This window comes from Rathayibacter sp. AY1A4 (assembly GCF_002930955.1).
Taxonomy (GTDB): Bacteria; Actinomycetota; Actinomycetes; order Actinomycetales; family Microbacteriaceae; genus Rathayibacter.
On sequence record NZ_PSTN01000005.1, the window covers coordinates 48,457 to 67,239 of the forward strand.

An 18,783-nucleotide genomic window follows, 5' to 3' on the forward strand; every position below is an offset into this window, starting at 1 on the left:
AGCCCTACGATGCGCCTGCGGCGGATCCACGGGTAGGGGTACCGGTGCCGGGTGGAGCGTGCAGGGGTCGCGGCTGCTCCCGTCCGAGGAGCACGGAGCGGCGGGACCGCGCCCAGTCGGCCGTCGAGCGGGCCGGCGTCCCCGTGATCCGCTCGACCTCGTCGGTGAGCACGTCGACGCCGTCCAGGCCGCGGCGGGCGACGACTCCGAACTGCCGGCGGAGCCCCTCCGCCTGCCACGCGGACATGCCGGTGAGGCGCAGGACTCCGGCGAACACGCGGCTGGGCAGGTGCAGGTAGCGGACGCGCCGCCCCAGGCCCGCGGTCAGCTCGCGGGCGGCGCCGGGCCCGTCGAGCAGGGCCGGTCCGGTGAGGACGGGCTCGGCGCCGGTGTGCCCTCCCGCCTCGAGGACGTGCGCGGCGACCCGGGCGATGTCGGCGGTGTCGATCCACGGGATGACGCCGCGCCCCATCGTCTGCGGGAGCAGACCGCGCGAGATCGCGGGCGCCGAGGGCTCGAGGTTCGTCAGGAAGCCCGAGGCGTGGAGGATCGTCGCGGGCAGCCCGGAGGCGCGCACCCGCTCGTCGGTCCGCCAGATCGCGCGGCCCCAGGGGAGCGGCGAGTGCTCGGCCGCATCGCCGCCGGAGAGCTGCACGAGCGCGCGGACGCCCGCCTCCTGGGCGGCGCGGACGGCGGTGGCGCCGTGCTCGGCCTGGCGCGGGGTGGCGGCGGTGACCAGGAAGAGCTGGTCGGCGCCCCGGAGGGCGGCGGTCAGTGCGGCCCCGTCGCCGAGGTCGGCGATCCGCGCGTCGAGGCCGCGGGCCGCGAGGGCCGCCGCCTGCTCGGGCCGGCGGACGATCGCGCGGACGGGCGCGCCGGCCGCCACGAGCCGCTCGAAGGTCTTGCCGCCGACGTCACCGGTGACTCCGGTGATCGCGATCACGTCGCTCATGATTCCTCCTAGGTATCAACTAACTGATACTCGAAGACTACGCCGCTACGCTCGGTCCATGTCCTCGGAGTTCTCCCTGACCCGCGACGACGTCGACGCGATCGCCGCCTGGACGGTCATCCGCGCCGCCCGCGACCTGGCGAGGCGGGTCGGCGACGCGCTCGCGCCGGTCGGGCTCAGCCCGGTCGAGTTCGGCGTGCTGGCGCAGCTCTCGGCGGCCGACGGGCTGACGCAGGCCGACCTCGCCCGCGCCGTCGGCGTCCGCCCGCAGAGCATGACCGCCCTGGTCGCCGGGCTGGCGGAGCGGGGCCTGCTCGACCGGGGCGCCGAGCGCGGCCGCGGCCGTCACTCCCGGATCGCCCTGACCCCGGCGGGGCGCGACCTCCTCGCGGCCGCCTACCCGCTCGTGCGGGCCGGCAACGCGTGGTTCGGCGGCGAGGAGCGCGCCGACGCCGTCGCGACCGCGCTGCGCCCGCTGCTCGGCGGGCAGCCGGGCCCGGGGCACGAGGTCCCCTGAGCGGACGGGGCGGTGAGGCTCGGCAGCGGGAGAGACGGCTCCTCCTCCGAGCGCTCGTGCACACCCGGCCCCCTCGCGGGTGCCACCGGTACCCTGGTCCGGTGCCCCTGACCCTCCCTCCGCTGAGCCGCGCCCGCGCGCGCGCTGCCGCGGCGTACCCGACCCGGCTGCTGCTGACCAAGCGCGCCTCGGGCACGAACGGATGGCTCAGCTCGTGGGGGACGAACGCGCACGGCGAGATCGCCGGCTGCCCGCCGCCGCGCGGCTGACCCGCGACCGCCCCTCCTCCGGAGCCCGCGGCCGCGTTCCCGCGCTCACCCACCCCTCCGGACGGAACCCCTCATGCCGCACCAGCCCCTGCCCGCCGATCAGGCCCCCCACTCGATCTGGCGGGGACTCCGCCAGACCCTCCAGAAGGACACGGTCGGCGGAGCGTTCCTGCTCACCGCGACCCTCCTCGCCCTGATCGTCGCCAACAGCCCCGCGTCCGCGCTCTACACCGCGGTCCGCGACTTCCGCTTCGGCCCCGAGGCCCTGCACCTCGAGCTGAGCGTCGGGTCGTGGGCGGCCGACGGCCTGCTCGCGATCTTCTTCTTCGTCGTCGGGCTCGAGCTCAAGGAGGAGTTCGTCGCCGGCAAGCTCCGCGACCCCAAGACGGCGCTCGTGCCGATCGTCGCGGCCGTCGGCGGCGTGGCCGTCCCCGCCCTGATCTTCACCGCGGTGAACCTGCCCCGCGGAGGAGCCGCGCTGGACGGCTGGGCGATCCCCGCCGCCACCGACATCGCCTTCGCCGTCGCGGTGATCGCCGTGGTCGGCCGCTTCCTCCCGCCGGCGCTGCGGACGTTCCTCCTCACGCTCGCCGTGGTGGACGACCTCATCGCGATCACGATCATCGCCGTCTTCTACACCGCCGGCATCGACGTGCTGATGCTCCTGCTCGCGCTGGTGCCGCTGGCGGTCTTCGCGGTCTGCGTGCAGCGCGGCGTGCGCGCCTGGTGGGTGCTGATCCCGCTCGGAGTGGCGACGTGGGCGCTCGTGCACGCCTCGGGCATCCACGCGACGGTCGCGGGCGTGCTGCTCGGCTTCACCGTGCCGGTCGTCGCGACGAAGCGCGCCCGGGTGCGGGTGGGGTCGGACGCGGAGGGGCGCCCGGTCTACGACGGCCTCGCCGCGCACTTCGCCGATCGCTGGAGCGTCCTCTCGACCGCGGTCGCGGTGCCGGTCTTCGCGTTCTTCTCGGCCGGAGTGACGGTCGGCGGAGTCGCGGGTCTGGTCGACTCGTTCCAGGACTCGATCGCCGTGGGCATCATCGCAGGCCTCGTGCTCGGCAAGCCGCTCGGCATCGCCGGGAGCACTTTCCTCCTGACCCGGTTCCGCGGCATCGGCCTGGATCCGTCGCTGCGCTGGGTGGACGTGATCGGCATGGCGTTCGTGGCCGGCATCGGATTCACGGTGTCGCTGCTGGTCGGCGAGCTCTCGTTCGGCGCGGGCAGCGAGTCCGACGACCACGTGAAGGTCGGCGTCCTGGCCGGCTCGTTCCTCGCGGCGGTGATCGGAGGCGCGATCCTCTCGGTCCGCAACCGCCACTACCGCCGCCTGCAGGGCTGACGCCCGGCGGGATCTCGCGGCGCCCGCTGCCCGATCAGCAGGCGCCTCCTGCTGGTCGAGCAGCCGCCGCAGGCGCCCTGTCGAGACCCGCGCGGCTCAGCCGTGCAGGCCGTGGACGACCGCGTGGCCGCGGCCGCGGGAGATGAGCAGGCGGTTCACCGGGGTCGTGACGACGAAGGCCAGGGCCAGGGCGCCGGCGAGCGAGCCCCAGAAGAGGCCGGACGAGAGGCCCGCGTCCATCGCTCCGGGGATCGCGAGCACCACCGTGTTGTCGACGACCTCCATCACGGCGATCGAGACGGTGTCGGCCGCCAGCGCGATGCCGACGGCGGCGCGCCACGTCACTCCGGAGCGGAGCACTCCCCGCAGCGTGAGCGCGTAGCCGAACACGAACGCGAGGACGATCGAGAGGGCGACCGTCGCCAGGGCGGGCAGCCCCAGGGCGGAGCCGATCACCATGCCGAGGACCTCGCCGATCGCGCAGCCGGTCAGGCAGTGCAGGGTCGCGAGGGCGGCGGCGCGCCAGGTGGTCGGGTGGTGGTGGGCGTGGTCGGTCATGGTGTCTCCTCCGGTTCGGTCCAGGGGAGTGCAACATACCCCCGGGGGGTATATTCCCGACCCGGCCGTCGGAGTCTCCTCCGGCTCCGCAGGCGCGCGAGCCGTTCGCCCGGGCGCGCTATCCTCGCCCCGTGCTCCTCCGAGCACCGCCCCTCGACACCAGGAGCCCCGATGGCCGCCCCCACCGTCCTCTTCGTCTGCATCCACAACGCCGGCCGCTCGCAGATGGCCGCCGGCTACCTCCGCGCCCTCTCCGGCGGCGCCGTCGAGGTCCGCTCCGGCGGCTCCGAGCCCGGCGACAGCATCAACCCGATCGCGATCGAGGCGATGGCGGAGGAGGGCATCGACATCTCGCAGGCCGTCCCGCAGCTGATGACCACCGAGCAGGTCCAGGCCTCCGACGTCGTGATCACGATGGGCTGCGGCGACGTCTGCCCCGTCTTCCCCGGCAAGCGCTACGAGGACTGGGACCTCGCCGACCCGAAGGGCCGACCGCTCGAGGAGGTCCGCTCGATCCGCGACGACATCAGGGCCCGCGTGCAGGCGCTCGTCGCGGAGCTGCTGCCCGCCTGAGCCGTTCGATCCCGTCCGGTCGCGTCAGCGTTCGGCGGGAGGCGGGAACGTCCGCCCGACCGGAGGCGAGCCCGCCGGGAGCGCCGCGCGCGCCCGGTGCAGGAAGACGGCGGTCATGACGGCCCGGGCGCGGGCCGGCGACGAGTCGAGCGGGCCGATCAGCTCCTCGATCCGCGCGAGCCGGTCGTAGAGGGTCTGCCGGCCGATGCCGAGCGCGGCCGCCGTCGCCGTCTTGCTCCCCCACAGCGACGCGAAGGCCTCGAGGGTGGCGAGCAGCTCGCCGCGCTGGGCGCGCAGGGGCCCGAGCACCTCCTCGACGAGGTCGTCCGCCTCCGGATCGTCCTGCAGGGAGCTCGCGAACCGCTCCAGGCGGTACTGGCGCGAGTCGACGACTCCGCCTGCGGGCGCCCACTCGCGCGCGCCGCGCACCTCCGCCAGCTCCCGGGGCACCCGCTCCTGCCCGCCGAGCCCGCTTCCGACGCAGAGCAGAGCGTCCGAGTCGAGGGCGGCGCCGAGGCGCAGGAGCTCCGTCCGGCCCTCCTCCATCGCGGCGGCGGTGGCGAACGGCAGCAGCGCCAGCAGCTCGGAGCCGACCACGCAGAGCACCGGACCGGGATCCGCTCCCGCGCCCGTCAGGAGGCGGAGCAGAGCGCGGAGCCGCCGGTCGTCGTGACCGGTGTCGGCCCGGACGCCGAGGTAGCGCTCCCGGGATCCGGCGCCGAGGCGGCCGAGGAAGGCGTCGATCTGGAGGTCGGCCGCCGGGTCCGCGCGCTCGACAGACGCGATCGCGAAGAGCTGGGCGGTCAGCCGCTCGGTGACCGACGGCGGGCGGTGCCGGAGCACGGCGATCGCGAGGACGTCCGGCGCCCGGTCGAGCGCGACGGCGACGGCGTGGAGGTCGGCGTCGGCGTGGGCTCGCAGATGCAGGGTGCCCAGGAGGGAGTCGCCCGCGTGCAGCACGTTCGAGAACGTCCCGGCCGTCGGCTCCGTGTCGACGCCCGGCCCGGGCGAGGCGCGGGCGATCTCGTCGCCCGTGAGCGAGACGAGCGAGGCGGAGGCGCCCGTCGCGGAGGCGACGACCTGCAGGAGCTCGTCGACGCCGGCGTCCCCGGAGGCCGCGTCGGCCAGAAGACCGGACACTCTGTCCGCCAGTCGGATGCTCCGGAACTTCTGCTCGGTGAGGTGGGTGTTGATGCTCTCGCAGACCTGCACGAAGGGGACGCGCCGGGGCAGGGCGAGCACGGGGAGGCCGAGCTCGTCGGCCGCCGCGACGATCGGCGGCGGCACCGCGGGCAGGCGCGGCGAGAGCTCGAGAGCGAGGGCGCCGACTCCCGCGTCGACCAGAGACCGCACGTACTCGCGGCACTCCGCCGGGTCCTGGTCGGTCGAGAGGAGCGCGCCCTCCATCAGGAGCAGCTCGCCCCCGAGGAGGAGGGGGGCGATGTCGAGCTGCTCGCTCGTGTGGGCCCAGCGGATCACGGCGCGCTCGGCGGCCGCGTGCCCGGCGGCCACCACCGGGAGCATGGCGGCGAGGCGCGGATCCCGCATCGCGTCCGACAGCAGGTAGGCCATACAGAACGTCCTCTCGCGTCACGGCGAATTTACACGCGGACGCGCCGCCCGAAACGGGTCCGCACGAGAGTGGAGCCTCACCGGGCGCCCCGCCCTCCCCTTCATCCCCCTCCCCGAGAGGATCCGCCATGAGCACCGACACCCTGCACGGCACCGCCGACGCCGAGGACGCGCTGAGTCCCCTGCCCGACTCCCGACGCACCGCCCGGCTCGACGGGCAGTTCTGGATCTGGGCCGGCGCCAACATCGCCCCCATCAACTGGGTGCTCGGCGCCCTCGGCGTGAACATGGGCCTCGGCCTGGCGGACACCGTCACCGTCCTCGTGCTCGGCAACGTGGTCGGGATGGCGGTGTTCGGCTTCTTCGTCCTCCTCGGCCAGCGGACGGGGGCGACCGGGATGCTCGTGGGACGGGCGATCTTCGGCCGGCGCGGCAACTACGTCCCGGCCGCGATCCAGGCCGTGGTCGTGATCGGCTGGTGCGCCATCAACACCTGGATCGTCCTCGACCTCGTCATCGCGCTCCTCGGCTCCGTCGGCGTCGTCGACCCGGAGCAGGCGAACGTCGGCTGGAAGATCGCGGTGGCGGCGGTGATCATGGCGGTGCAGGTCGCGATCTCCTTCCTCGGCTACCGCGCGATCGCCGCCTTCGAGCGCTGGACCGTGCCGCCGACCCTCCTGGTGCTGGCGATCATGTCGGTCGTCGCCTGGTTCTTCCTCGACATCGACTGGTCCTACGCCGGCCCCGCGGAGGGCGCGCTCACCGGAGGCGACCGCATCGCGGCCATGTCCATCGTGATGACCGCCATCGGCATCGGCTGGGGCCTCACCTGGCTCGCCTACGCCGGCGACTACTCCCGCTTCGTCGGACCCCGCTCCTCGAAGCGGGGGCTCTACCTCGCCAGCGTCCTCGGCCAGTTCATCCCGGTGGTCTGGCTCGGCGTCCTCGGCGCGACCCTCGCGACGAAGAACGGCTCCGTGGATCCCGGGGAGCTGATCGTCGAGAACTTCGGTGCCCTCGCGATCCCCGTGCTGCTCCTGGTGGTGCACGGTCCGATCGCGACCAACGTCCTGAACATCTACTCGTTCGGCATGGCGACCCAGGCCCTCGACATCAGGCTCGGGCGCCGCGCGCTCAGCCTCATCGTCGGCGTGCTGGCCTTCGCGGCCGCGGTGTTCTTCGTCTTCCAGTACGACCTCGCCACCACGCTCGACGCGTGGCTGGTCGGCCTCGTCGGCTGGGTCGCCCCGTGGGGTGCGATCGTGCTGGTGCACTACACCGTGTTCGAGCCGCGCGTCCGCTCCTTCGGGCACCTGTTCGCCCCGGTCGGCTCGCCGCTGCTGCCGGACGTCCGCTGGCGGGCGCTGCTCTCCTTCGCGATCGGCGCGACCCTGACCTGGCTGTTCATGAACGGCTCGGTGCCCGCCCTGCAGGGTTCGGCCGCGACCGCCCTCGGCGGCGTCGACGTCTCGTGGCTCGCGGGCGGAGTCTCGGCCGGCATCGCCTACCTCCTGCTCGGCCGGGACGCTCCCGCCTGGGTCGAGCGCCGGGAGTCGGCCGCGCCGGTCGCCGCGGAGCCCGAGCCCGTCCGCGGCTGAGCCCGAGCCCCTCCGCGGGCCGGCCCCCTCGCGAGCCGGCCCGCCCCGTCCCACCCCGCACCACGAACGGAACCGCCATGCCCCTCTTCCTCTCCGACGCCGCCGTGATCACCATGGACCCGGTCTCGGGCGCCGTCCCGATCACGGCGAGCATCCGCATCGTCGACGAGCTGATCGTCGGGATCGGCCCGGGCCTCGTCCCCGAGCCGGGCGACGAGGTGATCGACGGGCGCGACCGCCTGGTCCTCCCCGGCTTCGTCAACGCCCACACCCACTCGTGGGAGTACCTCTACAAGGGCCGCTACGACAACCTGCCGCTCGAGCTGTGGATGCTGCTGTCGTACCCGATCCTCGGGAACAGCCGCGTCGCTCCGGATCTGGTGCGGCTGCGCTCGTCGCTCTTCGCCCTCGAATCGCTGAAGGCCGGGGTGACGACCCTGGTCGACGACGTGCTCGAGAACCCGGACCAGGACGCGGAGCAGCTCGCCGCGGTCTTCGACGCGTACGACGAGATCGGAGTCCGCGCCAACATCTCGGGCCACGTGATCAGCAGGCCCTTCCACGAGACGATGCCGTTCCTCGAGGAGTACGTGCCGGCGGAGATCCTCGATCAGGCGCGGTCGGCGTCGCGCCCGACGACGGAGGGCTACCTCGCCTTCAGCCGCGAGGCGTTCGCGACCCAGCACGGGAGGGGAGGCGGGCGGCTGCGCTACATGGTCGCCCCGTCCGCTCCTCAGCGCTGCGGACCCGAGCTGCTCGTGGGGGCGACCGAGCTGGCGCTCGAGCACGGGGCGGAGTGCCACATCCACGTCCTCGAGACGAAGACGCAGCTGGTGACCGGCGAGCTGTCCTACGGCTCGACGCTGGTCGAGTACATGGATCGGATCGGCGCGCTCTCCCCGAACACGACCTTCGCCCACGGGATCTGGCTCACCGACTCCGACATGGAGCGGATCGCCGCCGCCGGCACGTCCGTCTCGCACAACCCGATCTCGAACCTCAAGCTCGGCTCGGGCATCGCCCCGTGGCGCGCGCTGCACGACGCGGGCGTGAACCTCGGCCTCGGCACCGACGGCTGCTCGAGCAGCGACTCTCCGCGCATGCTCGACGTCGTGAAGGCCGCGGCGCTCCTGCACAAGGTCACGGATCCGGACATCGCCACCTGGCCGACCGTGTCCGAGGTGCTCACGGCCGGCACGATCGGAGGCGCGCGCAGCGCCGTGCTCGACGACGTCACCGGCAGCATCGAGGTCGGCAAGCAGGCCGACCTCGTCGTCTACGACCTCGAGACGCTGAACTTCACCCCGCGCCAGCGGCTCGAGAACCAGCTGGTCTACTCCGAGAACGGCTCGTCGATCGACACCGTGATCGTCGCGGGCCGGGTCGTCGTCTCGAAGGGCGTCTCGACCACCGTCGACGAGGCGGCCCTCCGCGGGGATCTCGCCGCGCAGCTGGGGGAGATCGTGGCCTGGCAGGACTCGCTGGACCGGACGAACGGCGTGCTCACCGAGCCGTTCCGGCGGATGTACGAGCGGGCGATGCGGCACGACACCCCCGTCGACCGCTTCAGCGGCCGCCGGCTGGTCTGAGGGCGGGCCGCCTCCCGGCGGACGCTCGGACGACTCCCGGCTCGGCACCCGGACGGGCGGGGGCGCGGCTCCAGTAGGTTGCGCACATGACGTGGCGAGCAGGAGCGGCGGCGGTGCTCGTCCTCGCGCTCGCCGGGTGCACCGCGCCGACCGACCCCGGGCCGACGACCGGGCCCACGACCGCCCCCGTCTCCGGGCCGGTGGTCGGCGGCTACGGCGACCTGCACGTCGCGCCCGACGGGTCGATGATGTTCTGCTACTCCGACCCCGACCCGGGATTCACGGGCGTCTGGCGCGAGTGCCAGGACGGGATCCGCGCCGTGAACGTCGACCCGGCCGCGATCGACGCGACCCTAGGGGAGACGGCGACGGCCGATCCGGGCGGGCACCGCTGGGTCGGCGCGGCGGCCGGGAAGCGCACCGCCGAGGACGGCACCGACGTCTACACCGTCTTCCTCGCGGGGACGCGCACGGACGACGCCTTCACCGTGACGGCGGTCGGCGAGGGCTCCTACCGCGTGCCGTCCGAGTACCAGGAGCTGCAGCCGGGAGTGCCGGGCGGGTTCCTGGTCCGGCTCGAGCCGATCGGCTGAGCGGGGGCGCCGGCGCGGGCGGAGGAGCCGAGCGGGGTGCAGCGGCCGGGAGGGGCGGAGCCGGCGGACTCGCGCACCCCCCGCCCGACCCTCACAGCGGGCGCGGCCGGTACCGCTCGATCAGCGCGTCGAACAGGCCGTTCATCCGCTCGTCGACCACGCGGCGCGACTCGTCGGCGTCGTACCACTCCACGATCTCGCGGGCGCCGTCGCTGAAGCGCACCGAGGGGGAGTAGGCCGGGACGAGGCGGCGGATCTTCGCGTTGTCGAACACCATCGAGTGCGCCTTGTCGCCGATGATCCCGGCACCGAGCTCGGGGTCGGCCGCGGCGATCGCGTCGGAGGCGACGTGCACGAGGCGCGGCTCGACTCCGGCCGCCGCGGCGAGGTCGCGGTGGATCTCGTCCCAGGTCGGCGTCTCGTCGCCGGTGATGTGGAACGCCTCGCCGATCGCGGCGGAGGCGCCGAGAAGACCGACGAGGCCGACAGCGACGTCGTCGGCGTGCGTGAGCGTCCAGAGCGAGGTGCCGTCGCCGAGGACGACCACCTCCTGGCCGCGGCGCATCCGGTCGACGACGGTCCAGCCTCCGTCGACGGGCAGCGCGGTGCGGTCGTAGGTGTGCGAGGGGCGGACGATCGTGACCGGGAAGCCGCTCGCGCGGTACTCGGCCACGAGCAGGTCCTCGCACGCGATCTTGTCGCGGGAGTACTGCCAGTAGGGGTTCCGGAGCGGAGTCGACTCGGTGACCGGGAGGCTGCGCGGCGGCTTCTGGTAGGCCGAGGCCGAGCTGATGAAGACGTACTGGCCCGTGCGGCCGGAGAACAGGTCGATGTCCTGCTGCACGTGCTCGGGCGTGAAGGCGACGAAGTCGATCACGGCGTCGAAGCTCCGGTCGCCGAGGGCGGCGGTGACGGAGTCGCGGTCGCGACCGTCGGCCTGCACCTCGCGGACGCCCTCGGGCAGCGGGCGGAGCGACGTCCGCCCCCGGTTCAGCACGGTCACGTCGTGGCCGAGCCGCAGCGCCTCGCGGACGCAGGCGGCGCTGATGATGCCCGTCCCGCCGATGAACAGCACGCTGAGCGACATGGATCCTCCTCCGGCGGCGCCCGCGGCGGACGCCTCCCGATCCGATTCCCCCACATCGGGGCGCCGCGCGCGAGGCCCTTGACCCGGCTACCGCTCGACGGGACGCCGTTGCTCGTCCTCCGGCTCGGGGGCGAGCAGCGCCTCCGGAGCGGCCGCAGCGGTCGGCACGTCGGGTGCCGTCCGCTGCTCGAGGGAGCGCCCCCAGGCCGTGCCCGCGAGGATCAGCGCGATGCCGAGGAAGCCGACCGGCGCGATCGGGTCGCGGGCGAGCGCGACTCCGACGACCGCGGCCCACACCGGCTCGGTGCCCAGCAGGAGGCTGACGCGGGAGGGGGAGGTGCGGCGGACCGCCCACGTCTGCACGAGGAAGCCGAAGACGGTGCAGACCAGGACGAGGTAGAGGAACAGGCCGGAGCCCACGGGGTCGAGCCCCGCGACGTACTCGGGGATCGGCACGCCGACGACGAGCGACGCGGCGCTGAAGACGACGGCGCAGGTGCCGAGCTGCACCGTGGTCAGGCGGAGGGAGTCCATCGGCGCCCGCGCCGAGAGGCGGTGCATCGACGTGACGTGCACGGCCCGCACGACGGCGGCGCCGAGGATCAGCAGGTCGCCGGGGGAGAGCGGGCGGAGGGCGCCGTTGCCCGCGAGCAGCGCGACTCCGACGACCGCGACGAGGCATGCGAGCAGGAAGCGGCCCGGGAGGCGGCGCTTCGAGACGGCGGAGTCGAGGATCGGCGTGATCACGATCGTCAGGCTGATGATGAGGCCCGCGTTGGTGGCGGAGGTGCCGGCGATGCCGTAGGTCTCGAGCGCGAAGATCGTCGCGAGCAGCGCCCCGATGGTCACGCCGACCCGCCACTCCGCCGCGGTGATCCGGTGCCGCCGCGCCGCGACGATCACGGCCAGGCACAGGGCGGCGAGGGTCATCCGCGAGCCGAGCAGCGCCATCACGCTGGAGTCGGTGACGAGCTCCTTCGCCGCGAAGTAGGTGGAGCCCCAGGAGGCGGCGACCACGAGCAGGAGGAGGTCGACCCGGAAGCGGGAGAGGAGAGCGCGCACGGCTCATCGTGGTGGCACGGAGACCCGCAGGACAAGACTGCATCTTCTGCGCCGACGCGTAAGTTGGAACTCATGGAACTCGGACAGCTCAGGGCTCTGCGGGAGCTCGGCGAGCGCGGGAGCATCGCCGCCGTCGCCGCCGCGATGCGGGTGTCCCCCTCCTCCGTCTCGCAGCAGATCAGCGCGCTGCAGCGCCGCACGCCGACGGCGCTGACCTTCCGCGACGGGCGCCGGACCGCGCTGACCCCCGCCGGCCGCGCTCTCGCGGCCGCCGTGGTCGAGGTGGAGGTGGCGCTCGAGCGCGCGGCCCGGGCGGTCGCGGACTTCGAGGGGGAGCCGAGCGGCACGGTCTCGGTCGCCGCGTTCCACAGCGCGGGGCTGGCGATGTTCGGCCCGCTGCTGGAGGCGCTGCGCGCACCGGGTCGGCCGGGCGTCGCGCTCGCCGACTTCGACGTGGCGCAGAGCGCCTTCGCCGGGCTGACCGCGGATCACGACCTGGTCGTCGCGCACCGGCTCGCCGGCAGCGCCGAGTGGCCCGGGACCGTGCGCTCCACGCCCCTCCTCTTCGAGCCGCTCGACCTCGCGCTGCGGCGCGACCATCCGCTCGCCGCGAAGGACGTCGTCCGCCCCGCCGACCTCCGCGACGAGGAGTGGGTCGCGGTGCACGAGGGCTTCCCCCTGAAGCGGGCGATCGACGCCATCGCGGTCCTCGCGGGCGGCGACGCGCGCATCCCGCACCGGATCAACGACTTCCTGGTCGCGGCGGCGGTCGTGTCGGCGGGCGACGGCGTCGCGCTGCTGCCGCGGTACACGACCGACCTGCGGCGCACGCCGGAGGTGGTGCTGCGGCCGCTCGGGATCCCGGGGCTCGGCCGCCACATCGACTGCCTCGCCCGACCCGAGACGCTGGAGCGCTCGGCCGTGCGGGCCGTGCTCGAGCAGCTGACCGGGATCGCCGCGGGGCTCGCCGCCGCGCCGTAGCATCGTGCCGTGCACCGCCTGATCGAGACCACGGCCGGAGACCCGGCAGCCACGGACCTCTTCGCCCTGCAGGAGGCCGACCTCCTCGCCCGCTACGGCGGCGACGACACCGGTCCGCGTCCGCCCGCCGACGCTCCGACCCTGCTGCTCGAGGTCGACGGCGGGCTCGTCGGCTGCGTGGCGCTCGCGGTCGAGGACGGGATCGGCGAGATCAAGCGGATGTTCGTGGTGAGCGCCGCGCGGGGCCGCGGGCTCAGCCGGGTGCTGCTCGCCGGCGTCGAGCGGCTGGCGGCCCGCGAGGGCGTGGAGCTGCTCCGACTGGTCACCGGCACGGAGCAGCCGGAGGCGATGGCGCTCTACGCGAGCGCCGGCTACGACCCGATCGCGGGCTACGGCTACTGGGGCGACGAGCCGAGCGCGCGCTGCTACGCGAAGCGGCTCGACCGCGAGGCGCTGCTCGCCGACGCGGGCTGACGCCGGGCTGGCGCTGGGCTGATGCCGGGCTGGCCGTTCGGCCGTCGGGGCGTGACGCCGGGTTGACGCCGGGCTGCCCGTTCGGCCGTCGCGGGCCGGCGCCGGACTGACGTCGGGTTCTGCGCTCGCCCGTCGCGGGCTCTCCGGGCCGCTCTGTCCGGGGTGCTCGCGAGTCGGGCCGCCCGCTCGGAGCTTCCGTATCGGCGAGTCCGACGGGGCATCTGCGACGTCGTGCACGACTGGTCGGCGCTGCGGAGAAGTCGCTGAGGATGAGGCGCGGGGGGCGCGGCGCGCCGCCTCAGGGCAGGTTCGCGCCAGAGCGGCCTCGAGCGGCGTGCCCCGTCGCGGAGCAGGCGACTCTGTCGGAGCGGCACGGGCATCCTCCCGCGCCTCTCACCCGACTCTGCCCCCGATACCCAGGGGTGCACGATGACAGAAGGACTCCGATGCAGAACGAAGACACCAGCACGCCGACCGGCGCCCCCGATCGTCTGACCCAGCGCCGAACCGTGGTGAAGGGCGCCGCATGGGCGATTCCTGTTGTGGCCGCCTCGATCGCCGCTCCGATGGCGTCGGCCTCAACCGCCCCCCAGTGCGCCCTGCAGGACGCGCAGCGCATCGACGCCACCTCGACCACCGCGCTCGCGGCTCGGACGATCCCCGTGCCCGCGGGAACCCAGTGGGTCCGCTTCACGGCGGTCGGCGGAGACGGCGGCGGCGTCCGCACCGGGTCGGACGTCACCAGCGCCGGTGCGCGGGTGACGGGCACCATCCCCGTCGACGCGCTCGGCGGAGCGTCCGAGATCGTCATCACCGCGGGCTCGGGCGGCAGCAACCAGGCCGGCGGCCGGGGGCTCGGCAACGGCGGGGCTCCGGGCACTCCGGGCTACATCGGCTCCGGAGGAGGGGGCGGGGCCAGCGGGATCACCGCCGCGGGCTCCCTGCTCGTCATCGCGGGCGGCGGCGGCGGTAGCGCAGCCGGCTTCACCTCGAACGACTTCACCCGGTCCGCCCGCGTCGGGCCGAACGCGGGGTCCGGCGGTCCCGTCGGCGGCTCCGGCTACGAGAGCGCCGTCTCGCGCGCGGACAGCAGCACCGGCTCCACGGAGCAGGCCCCGAGCACCGGCGGAAGCCAGACCGGGCCGGGGCAGCCCGGTGTGACGACGGTCAACGTGACCGAGACGGTTCTCGGCAGCCCGGGCTCCGGGCGCGACGGCGGTGCCGGCGCAGCCAGGACGAACGCGAGCCGCCAGGTGACCTACGCGTCCGGTGGTGGCGGCGGCGGCTACTTCGGCGGTGCCGGCGGCGGCACCTCCCTGTGGGTGCGCGGTGGCGGCTCCTACGCGGCCAACGCGTCGACGGGCGCAGGAGGCAGCAGCTTCGCCGCGTCCGGCGTGACCGTCGAGAACTCCGACGTCGACACCCGTTCGCAGACGATGGGCTACGTGGAGGTCGCCTTCTTCGTCTGCGAGTAGCGCCTGCCCGAAGGCCAGGTGAGCCTCCGTGGTCGCCCGCTCCGGCGTGCGACCACGGAGGCTCGTCGTCGTCACCGTCCGCTCCACGTCGTCCCCGTCCTCCTGATGTCTCAGCACCATATCAGTATGGGACGGGAGGCGCCAGCCCTCACTCCTCCTGCGGCTCCGCGCCGTCGTGCTGCAGGCGCACCAGGACGCGGCGGAGGTGCATCGCCGCGAGGACGCCGGGCCCGAGGGTCCGGGAGGTCGCGGCGGTCCGCTCATCGACGACCTGCACGAGGTGCCGGATCGCGCGGGCCGCGCCCCCGATCGCCCGGTGCGCGGCGGGGGAGCCGGCGTCGTCGCGGTCGATCGCGTCGGCGACCGCCCGGCAGGCCTCGCTCAGCGGCGGGCCGAGCGCCGGATCGAACGGGAGCGCGCCCGGCCGCTCCCAGATGGTGTCCGCGAGGGCGCCGCTCAGATCCCGGACGTGGAAGAGGATCGCGTCGAGCGTCTCGAGGCGGAGGTGGTCGGGCCGGGAGTCGCGCCGGTGCAGCAGCGCGCGCGGGTTGCCCTTGCGGCTCTCGTCCGCGTCCGCGAGGGCCGCGCGGACCTCCACCGCCGTCCGGGCCAGCTCCTCGCCGTTGCGCGCCCACGCCTCGTGCTCGGGCGGCCACGTCTCCTCGAGCGCGGCAGCCAGCTGGCGCAGGTGCTCCGCGAGCTCGCGCTGGAACGCGTCCACCCGGGCGGACGCCGCCTCGACAGTGAGCCCGGGGGCGACGACCACGTTCACCAGCAGCCCCACCACTACGCCCACCGCCATCTGCACGAGGTAGCCGAGGGAGTAGTCCTCGGCGTCGGCCCCGCCGATGATCAGCACGAAGAGGGCCGCCATCGGCACGTACTCGCGGCCCGCGCCGAACCACCCCGTCCCCGAGAGGACCACGCCGATCCCGACGACGAGCGGGATCGTCCACCAGGTCGGGCCGACGGTGACCACCACGAGGGCGGCGAGCCCGATCCCCGCCGCCAGGCCGAGCAGGGTCTGCAGTCCGGTGCGGACCGAGCCCATCAGGGTCGGGTACATGCTCACGAGGGCGCCGAGCGGCGCGTAGTACGGGTACTGCTCCGCGACTCCGGGAGCGAGCGGCGCGACGGCCCAGGCGATGCCGACCGCCAGCGCCGTCTTGAGAGCGAGCATCAGGCGCGAGCCGGTGACCGCCTCCCGCCAGGCGAGGGCGGCGCGGGACGTCCGGGTGCGGGGCATCCCGGCACCCTAGGCGAGGGGCGTGGGCCGTCTCTCCCCTCTTGACAGCGGCGGCGGAGGTGCGGAGTGGCGGCAGAGGAGGGCCGAGGACGGCGGCTCGGGACGGCAGTGCTGGTCACAACTCAGGACGAACGTCCGATCCGGCCCTCCTGATCCGCGCCGTTCCGCGGGGCACCGCGGATCCTTCCTCCGTTGCGAACGCGACCGCGGGGACCGCAGGCGCCGTGAGCCGATGCCACGCCTCTGACGGGGGCCGTTGAGTTTGCGCAACGGCCCTGTTACCGTGAACAAACCGTGCGGCCGGTGGCGTCGGAGACCTCGAGGTGGAGGTCGCGCCGGATCCTGCGAGGCACGGCCAGTTCTTCTCCGAGGTCCACCGGGCCTCTCTCCGCGGCGCCCTCCGGCGCGTCTCCGGAGCCCCTCCGCCCCCGGGGGCGCGCCGCTCACGGTGCGCCTCCGGGCCCCACGCCGCCCTGACGATGGAGTCACGATGACGACCGCACCGACGCCCGCCGACGCCGGGCGCCCCCGATCCGCAGGGCTCCGGCGCCGCCTCACGGCCGGGCTGCTGATCCTGCTCGCCGCGGTGGTGGCACTGCCCTTCACCGCCGCCTCCCCGGCCGTCGCCCTCGGCGAGCCGACCTTCACCAACCCGATCGCTCCGGACACCGCCGACCCCACGATCGAGTTCCACGACGGCAACTACTACATGGTCGCGACGACGTGGGACAACCGTGTCGTGATGCGGAAGGCGCCCACCCTCGCGGCACTCGGCACCACCGCCCCGACCACCGTCTACACCGACACGAACCCCGGCCGGAACGCCAACATGTGGGCGCCCGAGCTGCAGCGGCTCCAGGGCCCGAACGGCTGGCGCTGGTACCTCATGTACACGATGGGGACCGCGGCGAACTTCGACGGCCAGCACCTGCAGGTGATCGAGAGCGCCGGGGACGACCCGATGGGCCCGTACACCTACAAGGGCCGCCCCGTGCCGACCGACCGGTGGAACATCGACGGCGCGTACCTGGAGCTGAACGGCGAGCTGTTCATGACCTGGTCCGAGTTCCAGCCCGGGAACGGCCTCCAGAGCAACTACATCGCCCGGATGTCGGACCCGTGGACCGCGACCAGCACCGGCACCGTCCTCTCGGAGCCGGTCGAGCCGTGGGAGACCATCGGCATGCCCGTCAACGAGGGACCGATCCCGCTGCAGAAGGACGGCCGCACCTGGATCGTCTACTCGGCGAGCTTCTGCGGCACCGAGGACTACCAGCTGGGCACACTCGAGTACGACGGCACCGGCGACCCGGTGCTCGCCTCCTCCTGGACCAAGAGCGACGGACCTGTCTTCTCGAAGGCGAACGGCGAGTACGGCACCGGCCACAACGACTTCTTCGACTCGCCCGACGGCACCGAGACCTGGAACCTGTACCACGCGAACCCCGGCCCGAACGACGGCTGCAGCCGCCAGCGCTCGGCCCGCGCGCACATCGTGGAGTGGACGGCGACCGGTGAGCCCGACTTCGGCGCTCCGCTCGGCACCGCGGCCCGCATCCCCGTCCCCAGCGGCGAGAACGCGCCGATCACCGCTCGCGTCGAGGGCGCCCCGTGGCAGCTCGTCAGCCGCAGCACCGGCCTCTGCGCCACCGTCTCCTCCGCGCAGAGCGGCGACGGCGCAGGCGTCGTGCAGGGCTCCTGCTCGACCCCGCGCGCGAACTGGATGCTCGACGCCACCGGCGAGGGCACCCTCCGCGTGATGAACGCCTCGAGCGGCAAGGCGCTCGGACCGGTCGGCTGCGCCACCGGAACCGCCGGGCTCCAGCAGTCCGCATGGCTCACCACGAGCTGCCAGCAGTGGACGGTCGCCCCGGCCACCGGCGGCTACTCGACCCTGACGAACCGCACCAGCGGCAAGCTGCTGGAGGCGTCCGGCCCGACCGTCCGCCAGGCGGCCGCCACCTCCGCCGCGGCTCAGGAGTGGGTGCTGCGCCCCGCCGGACCCGTCGCCGTCACATCCTTCGTCACCGGCAAGTCCTTCGACCTGCCGAACTGCTCCACGGCCGACGGCGCCCTGCTCCAGCAGCAGGACTGGCTCGGCTCGCCCTGCCAGCGCGTCACCTTCGGCTCCGCCGCCGACGGCGCGCTCGAGATGCACCCCGTCTCGGCCGCCGCCAAGTGCCTCGCGGTCACCGGGGGCTCCACCGCCGACGGCGCGACCGTCACCCAGGGCGCGTGCGGCGTCACGGGCAGCAGCTGGCGCCTCCGCCCGGGCAACGACGGCACCGTCGAGCTGCGGGCCGCGCACAGCGGCAAGGCGCTCGACCTGTCGAACTGCTCCGCGCAGAACGGCACCAGGATCGGTCAGTGGAGCGTCCTGAACAACGACTGCCAGCGCTTCCGCGTCTCGCTCGGCGCCCCGGCGTCGACGGTGCCGCTGCAGCCGGTGGCGACCTCGGCCGCGCGTTGCGTCGCCGGCAAGGTCGTCGTCACCACGGTCGTGAGGAACGCGGACGACCTGCCCGTCGACGTCACGATCGGCACCGGCACCGCGGCGAAGCGGGTCACCGCGCTCGCCGGCGGAGTGAGCACGTCGACCGCCGTGACGACCCGCCAGGCGAGCGTCCCGGTCGGATCCACGACGGTCGCCGTCGCGGGCACCGACGATGCCGGCCGCACCGCGACCGTCACCGCGAGCCACCCGGCGCTCACCTGCGGCTGATCCTCCTGCCGGTCGAGCAGCCGGCGCAGCCGCCCCCACCATGCCGGTCGAGCAGCAGTGCAGCGGCGTATCGAGACCCCCGCGCTCCGCACACAGGTCCCGACACGTCCCTGACGGCGCTGCTCGACCCGGCACCCCGAGACCCTCCCCCCGAACCGCACCACTCCACTGAAGGA

Annotated in this window: 17 protein-coding genes; 11 read left to right on the forward strand and 6 right to left on the reverse strand. The window is 74.2% G+C overall.

The window, feature by feature from the left end; genetic code table 11:
- Positions 1 to 4 precede the first annotated feature (4 nt).
- Positions 5 to 952, reverse strand: a complete 948-nt coding sequence (locus C5B92_RS04705) for an NAD(P)H-binding protein (RefSeq protein WP_104255610.1) — start codon at positions 950 to 952, stop codon at positions 5 to 7.
- Positions 953 to 1,010: 58 nt separating this feature from the next.
- Between C5B92_RS04705 and C5B92_RS04710 the strand changes: the two genes are divergently transcribed.
- From C5B92_RS04710 to nhaA, 3 genes are all read left to right on the forward strand, one after another.
- The gene (locus C5B92_RS04710) at positions 1,011 to 1,469 is read left to right on the forward strand and encodes a MarR family winged helix-turn-helix transcriptional regulator (protein WP_160035578.1); all 459 of its coding nucleotides are present in this window, start codon (positions 1,011 to 1,013) and stop codon (positions 1,467 to 1,469) included.
- 101 nt (positions 1,470 to 1,570) lie between these two features.
- On the forward strand, positions 1,571 to 1,738 hold the full coding sequence (locus C5B92_RS17185; protein ID WP_159940701.1) for a hypothetical protein: 168 nt from the start codon (positions 1,571 to 1,573) through the stop codon (positions 1,736 to 1,738).
- Between the two features lie 73 nt (positions 1,739 to 1,811).
- Positions 1,812 to 3,077, forward strand: a complete 1,266-nt coding sequence (nhaA, locus tag C5B92_RS04715) for a Na+/H+ antiporter NhaA (RefSeq protein WP_104255612.1) — start codon at positions 1,812 to 1,814, stop codon at positions 3,075 to 3,077.
- Between the two features lie 96 nt (positions 3,078 to 3,173).
- On the opposite strand, the gene C5B92_RS04720 is transcribed toward nhaA, so the two are convergent.
- Positions 3,174 to 3,635: a DUF4396 domain-containing protein gene (locus C5B92_RS04720; RefSeq protein WP_104234357.1), complete on the reverse strand. Its 462-nt coding sequence runs from the start codon at positions 3,633 to 3,635 to the stop codon at positions 3,174 to 3,176.
- Between the two features lie 171 nt (positions 3,636 to 3,806).
- Here C5B92_RS04720 and C5B92_RS04725 point away from each other — a divergent pair, with 171 nt between their 5' ends.
- Positions 3,807 to 4,208, forward strand: coding sequence for an arsenate reductase ArsC (locus C5B92_RS04725; protein WP_104222419.1), 402 nt, complete (start codon positions 3,807 to 3,809; stop codon positions 4,206 to 4,208).
- Positions 4,209 to 4,232: 24 nt separating this feature from the next.
- On the opposite strand, the gene C5B92_RS04730 is transcribed toward C5B92_RS04725, so the two are convergent.
- Positions 4,233 to 5,780: a PucR family transcriptional regulator gene (locus C5B92_RS04730; protein WP_104255613.1), complete on the reverse strand. Its 1,548-nt coding sequence runs from the start codon at positions 5,778 to 5,780 to the stop codon at positions 4,233 to 4,235.
- 128 nt (positions 5,781 to 5,908) lie between these two features.
- On the opposite strand from C5B92_RS04730, the gene C5B92_RS04735 reads away from it, so the two are divergent.
- From C5B92_RS04735 to C5B92_RS04745, 3 genes are all read left to right on the forward strand, one after another.
- Positions 5,909 to 7,378: a cytosine permease gene (locus C5B92_RS04735; protein WP_104350114.1), complete on the forward strand. Its 1,470-nt coding sequence runs from the start codon at positions 5,909 to 5,911 to the stop codon at positions 7,376 to 7,378.
- A 77-nt stretch (positions 7,379 to 7,455) separates the two neighbouring features.
- A complete protein-coding gene (locus C5B92_RS04740) occupies positions 7,456 to 8,967 on the forward strand; it encodes an amidohydrolase family protein (protein ID WP_104326984.1) in 1,512 nt (503 codons plus the stop codon).
- Positions 8,968 to 9,053: 86 nt separating this feature from the next.
- On the forward strand, positions 9,054 to 9,560 hold the full coding sequence (locus C5B92_RS04745) for a hypothetical protein (RefSeq protein WP_146079256.1): 507 nt from the start codon (positions 9,054 to 9,056) through the stop codon (positions 9,558 to 9,560).
- A 91-nt stretch (positions 9,561 to 9,651) separates the two neighbouring features.
- On the opposite strand, the gene C5B92_RS04750 is transcribed toward C5B92_RS04745, so the two are convergent.
- The gene (locus C5B92_RS04750) at positions 9,652 to 10,647 is read right to left on the reverse strand and encodes an SDR family oxidoreductase (RefSeq protein ID WP_104274134.1); all 996 of its coding nucleotides are present in this window, start codon (positions 10,645 to 10,647) and stop codon (positions 9,652 to 9,654) included.
- A gap of 87 nt (positions 10,648 to 10,734) precedes the next feature.
- The gene (locus C5B92_RS04755; protein WP_219814341.1) at positions 10,735 to 11,709 is read right to left on the reverse strand and encodes a DMT family transporter; all 975 of its coding nucleotides are present in this window, start codon (positions 11,707 to 11,709) and stop codon (positions 10,735 to 10,737) included.
- 72 nt (positions 11,710 to 11,781) lie between these two features.
- Here C5B92_RS04755 and C5B92_RS04760 point away from each other — a divergent pair, with 72 nt between their 5' ends.
- From C5B92_RS04760 to C5B92_RS04770, 3 genes are all read left to right on the forward strand, one after another.
- Entirely contained in the window at positions 11,782 to 12,690 is a 909-nt protein-coding gene (locus C5B92_RS04760) for a LysR family transcriptional regulator (RefSeq protein ID WP_104255617.1), read from the forward strand.
- A gap of 9 nt (positions 12,691 to 12,699) precedes the next feature.
- Positions 12,700 to 13,164, forward strand: a complete 465-nt coding sequence (locus C5B92_RS04765) for a GNAT family N-acetyltransferase (protein WP_104226986.1) — start codon at positions 12,700 to 12,702, stop codon at positions 13,162 to 13,164.
- 446 nt (positions 13,165 to 13,610) lie between these two features.
- On the forward strand, positions 13,611 to 14,639 hold the full coding sequence (locus C5B92_RS04770; protein ID WP_146079257.1) for a hypothetical protein: 1,029 nt from the start codon (positions 13,611 to 13,613) through the stop codon (positions 14,637 to 14,639).
- A 148-nt stretch (positions 14,640 to 14,787) separates the two neighbouring features.
- On the opposite strand, the gene C5B92_RS04775 is transcribed toward C5B92_RS04770, so the two are convergent.
- Complete coding sequence (locus C5B92_RS04775) at positions 14,788 to 15,885, reverse strand: aromatic acid exporter family protein (RefSeq protein ID WP_104255619.1); 1,098 nt, start codon at positions 15,883 to 15,885, stop codon at positions 14,788 to 14,790.
- Positions 15,886 to 16,375: 490 nt separating this feature from the next.
- On the opposite strand from C5B92_RS04775, the gene C5B92_RS04780 reads away from it, so the two are divergent.
- Positions 16,376 to 18,607 carry a family 43 glycosylhydrolase gene (locus C5B92_RS04780; RefSeq protein WP_104255620.1) on the forward strand — a complete coding sequence of 744 codons (2,232 nt, stop codon included), beginning with the start codon at positions 16,376 to 16,378 and terminating at the stop codon, positions 18,605 to 18,607.
- Positions 18,608 to 18,783: the final 176 nt, after the last annotated feature.

What these genes read in the sequence shown, in the direction of transcription:
- C5B92_RS04705 (WP_104255610.1), bottom strand. Translation starts at nt 952, where the DNA reads ATGAGCGACGTGATCGCGATCACCGGAGTCACCGGTGACGTCGGCGGC.
- C5B92_RS04710 (WP_160035578.1), top strand. Translation starts at nt 1,011, where the DNA reads ATGTCCTCGGAGTTCTCCCTGACCCGCGACGACGTCGACGCGATCGCC.
- nhaA (WP_104255612.1), top strand. Translation starts at nt 1,812, where the DNA reads ATGCCGCACCAGCCCCTGCCCGCCGATCAGGCCCCCCACTCGATCTGG.
- C5B92_RS04720 (WP_104234357.1), bottom strand. Translation starts at nt 3,635, where the DNA reads ATGACCGACCACGCCCACCACCACCCGACCACCTGGCGCGCCGCCGCC.
- C5B92_RS04725 (WP_104222419.1), top strand. Translation starts at nt 3,807, where the DNA reads ATGGCCGCCCCCACCGTCCTCTTCGTCTGCATCCACAACGCCGGCCGC.
- C5B92_RS04730 (WP_104255613.1), bottom strand. Translation starts at nt 5,780, where the DNA reads ATGGCCTACCTGCTGTCGGACGCGATGCGGGATCCGCGCCTCGCCGCC.
- C5B92_RS04735 (WP_104350114.1), top strand. Translation starts at nt 5,909, where the DNA reads ATGAGCACCGACACCCTGCACGGCACCGCCGACGCCGAGGACGCGCTG.
- C5B92_RS04740 (WP_104326984.1), top strand. Translation starts at nt 7,456, where the DNA reads ATGCCCCTCTTCCTCTCCGACGCCGCCGTGATCACCATGGACCCGGTC.
- C5B92_RS04745 (WP_146079256.1), top strand. Translation starts at nt 9,054, where the DNA reads ATGACGTGGCGAGCAGGAGCGGCGGCGGTGCTCGTCCTCGCGCTCGCC.
- C5B92_RS04750 (WP_104274134.1), bottom strand. Translation starts at nt 10,647, where the DNA reads ATGTCGCTCAGCGTGCTGTTCATCGGCGGGACGGGCATCATCAGCGCC.
- C5B92_RS04760 (WP_104255617.1), top strand. Translation starts at nt 11,782, where the DNA reads ATGGAACTCGGACAGCTCAGGGCTCTGCGGGAGCTCGGCGAGCGCGGG.
- C5B92_RS04770 (WP_146079257.1), top strand. Translation starts at nt 13,611, where the DNA reads ATGCAGAACGAAGACACCAGCACGCCGACCGGCGCCCCCGATCGTCTG.
- C5B92_RS04775 (WP_104255619.1), bottom strand. Translation starts at nt 15,885, where the DNA reads ATGCCCCGCACCCGGACGTCCCGCGCCGCCCTCGCCTGGCGGGAGGCG.
- C5B92_RS04780 (WP_104255620.1), top strand. Translation starts at nt 16,376, where the DNA reads ATGACGACCGCACCGACGCCCGCCGACGCCGGGCGCCCCCGATCCGCA.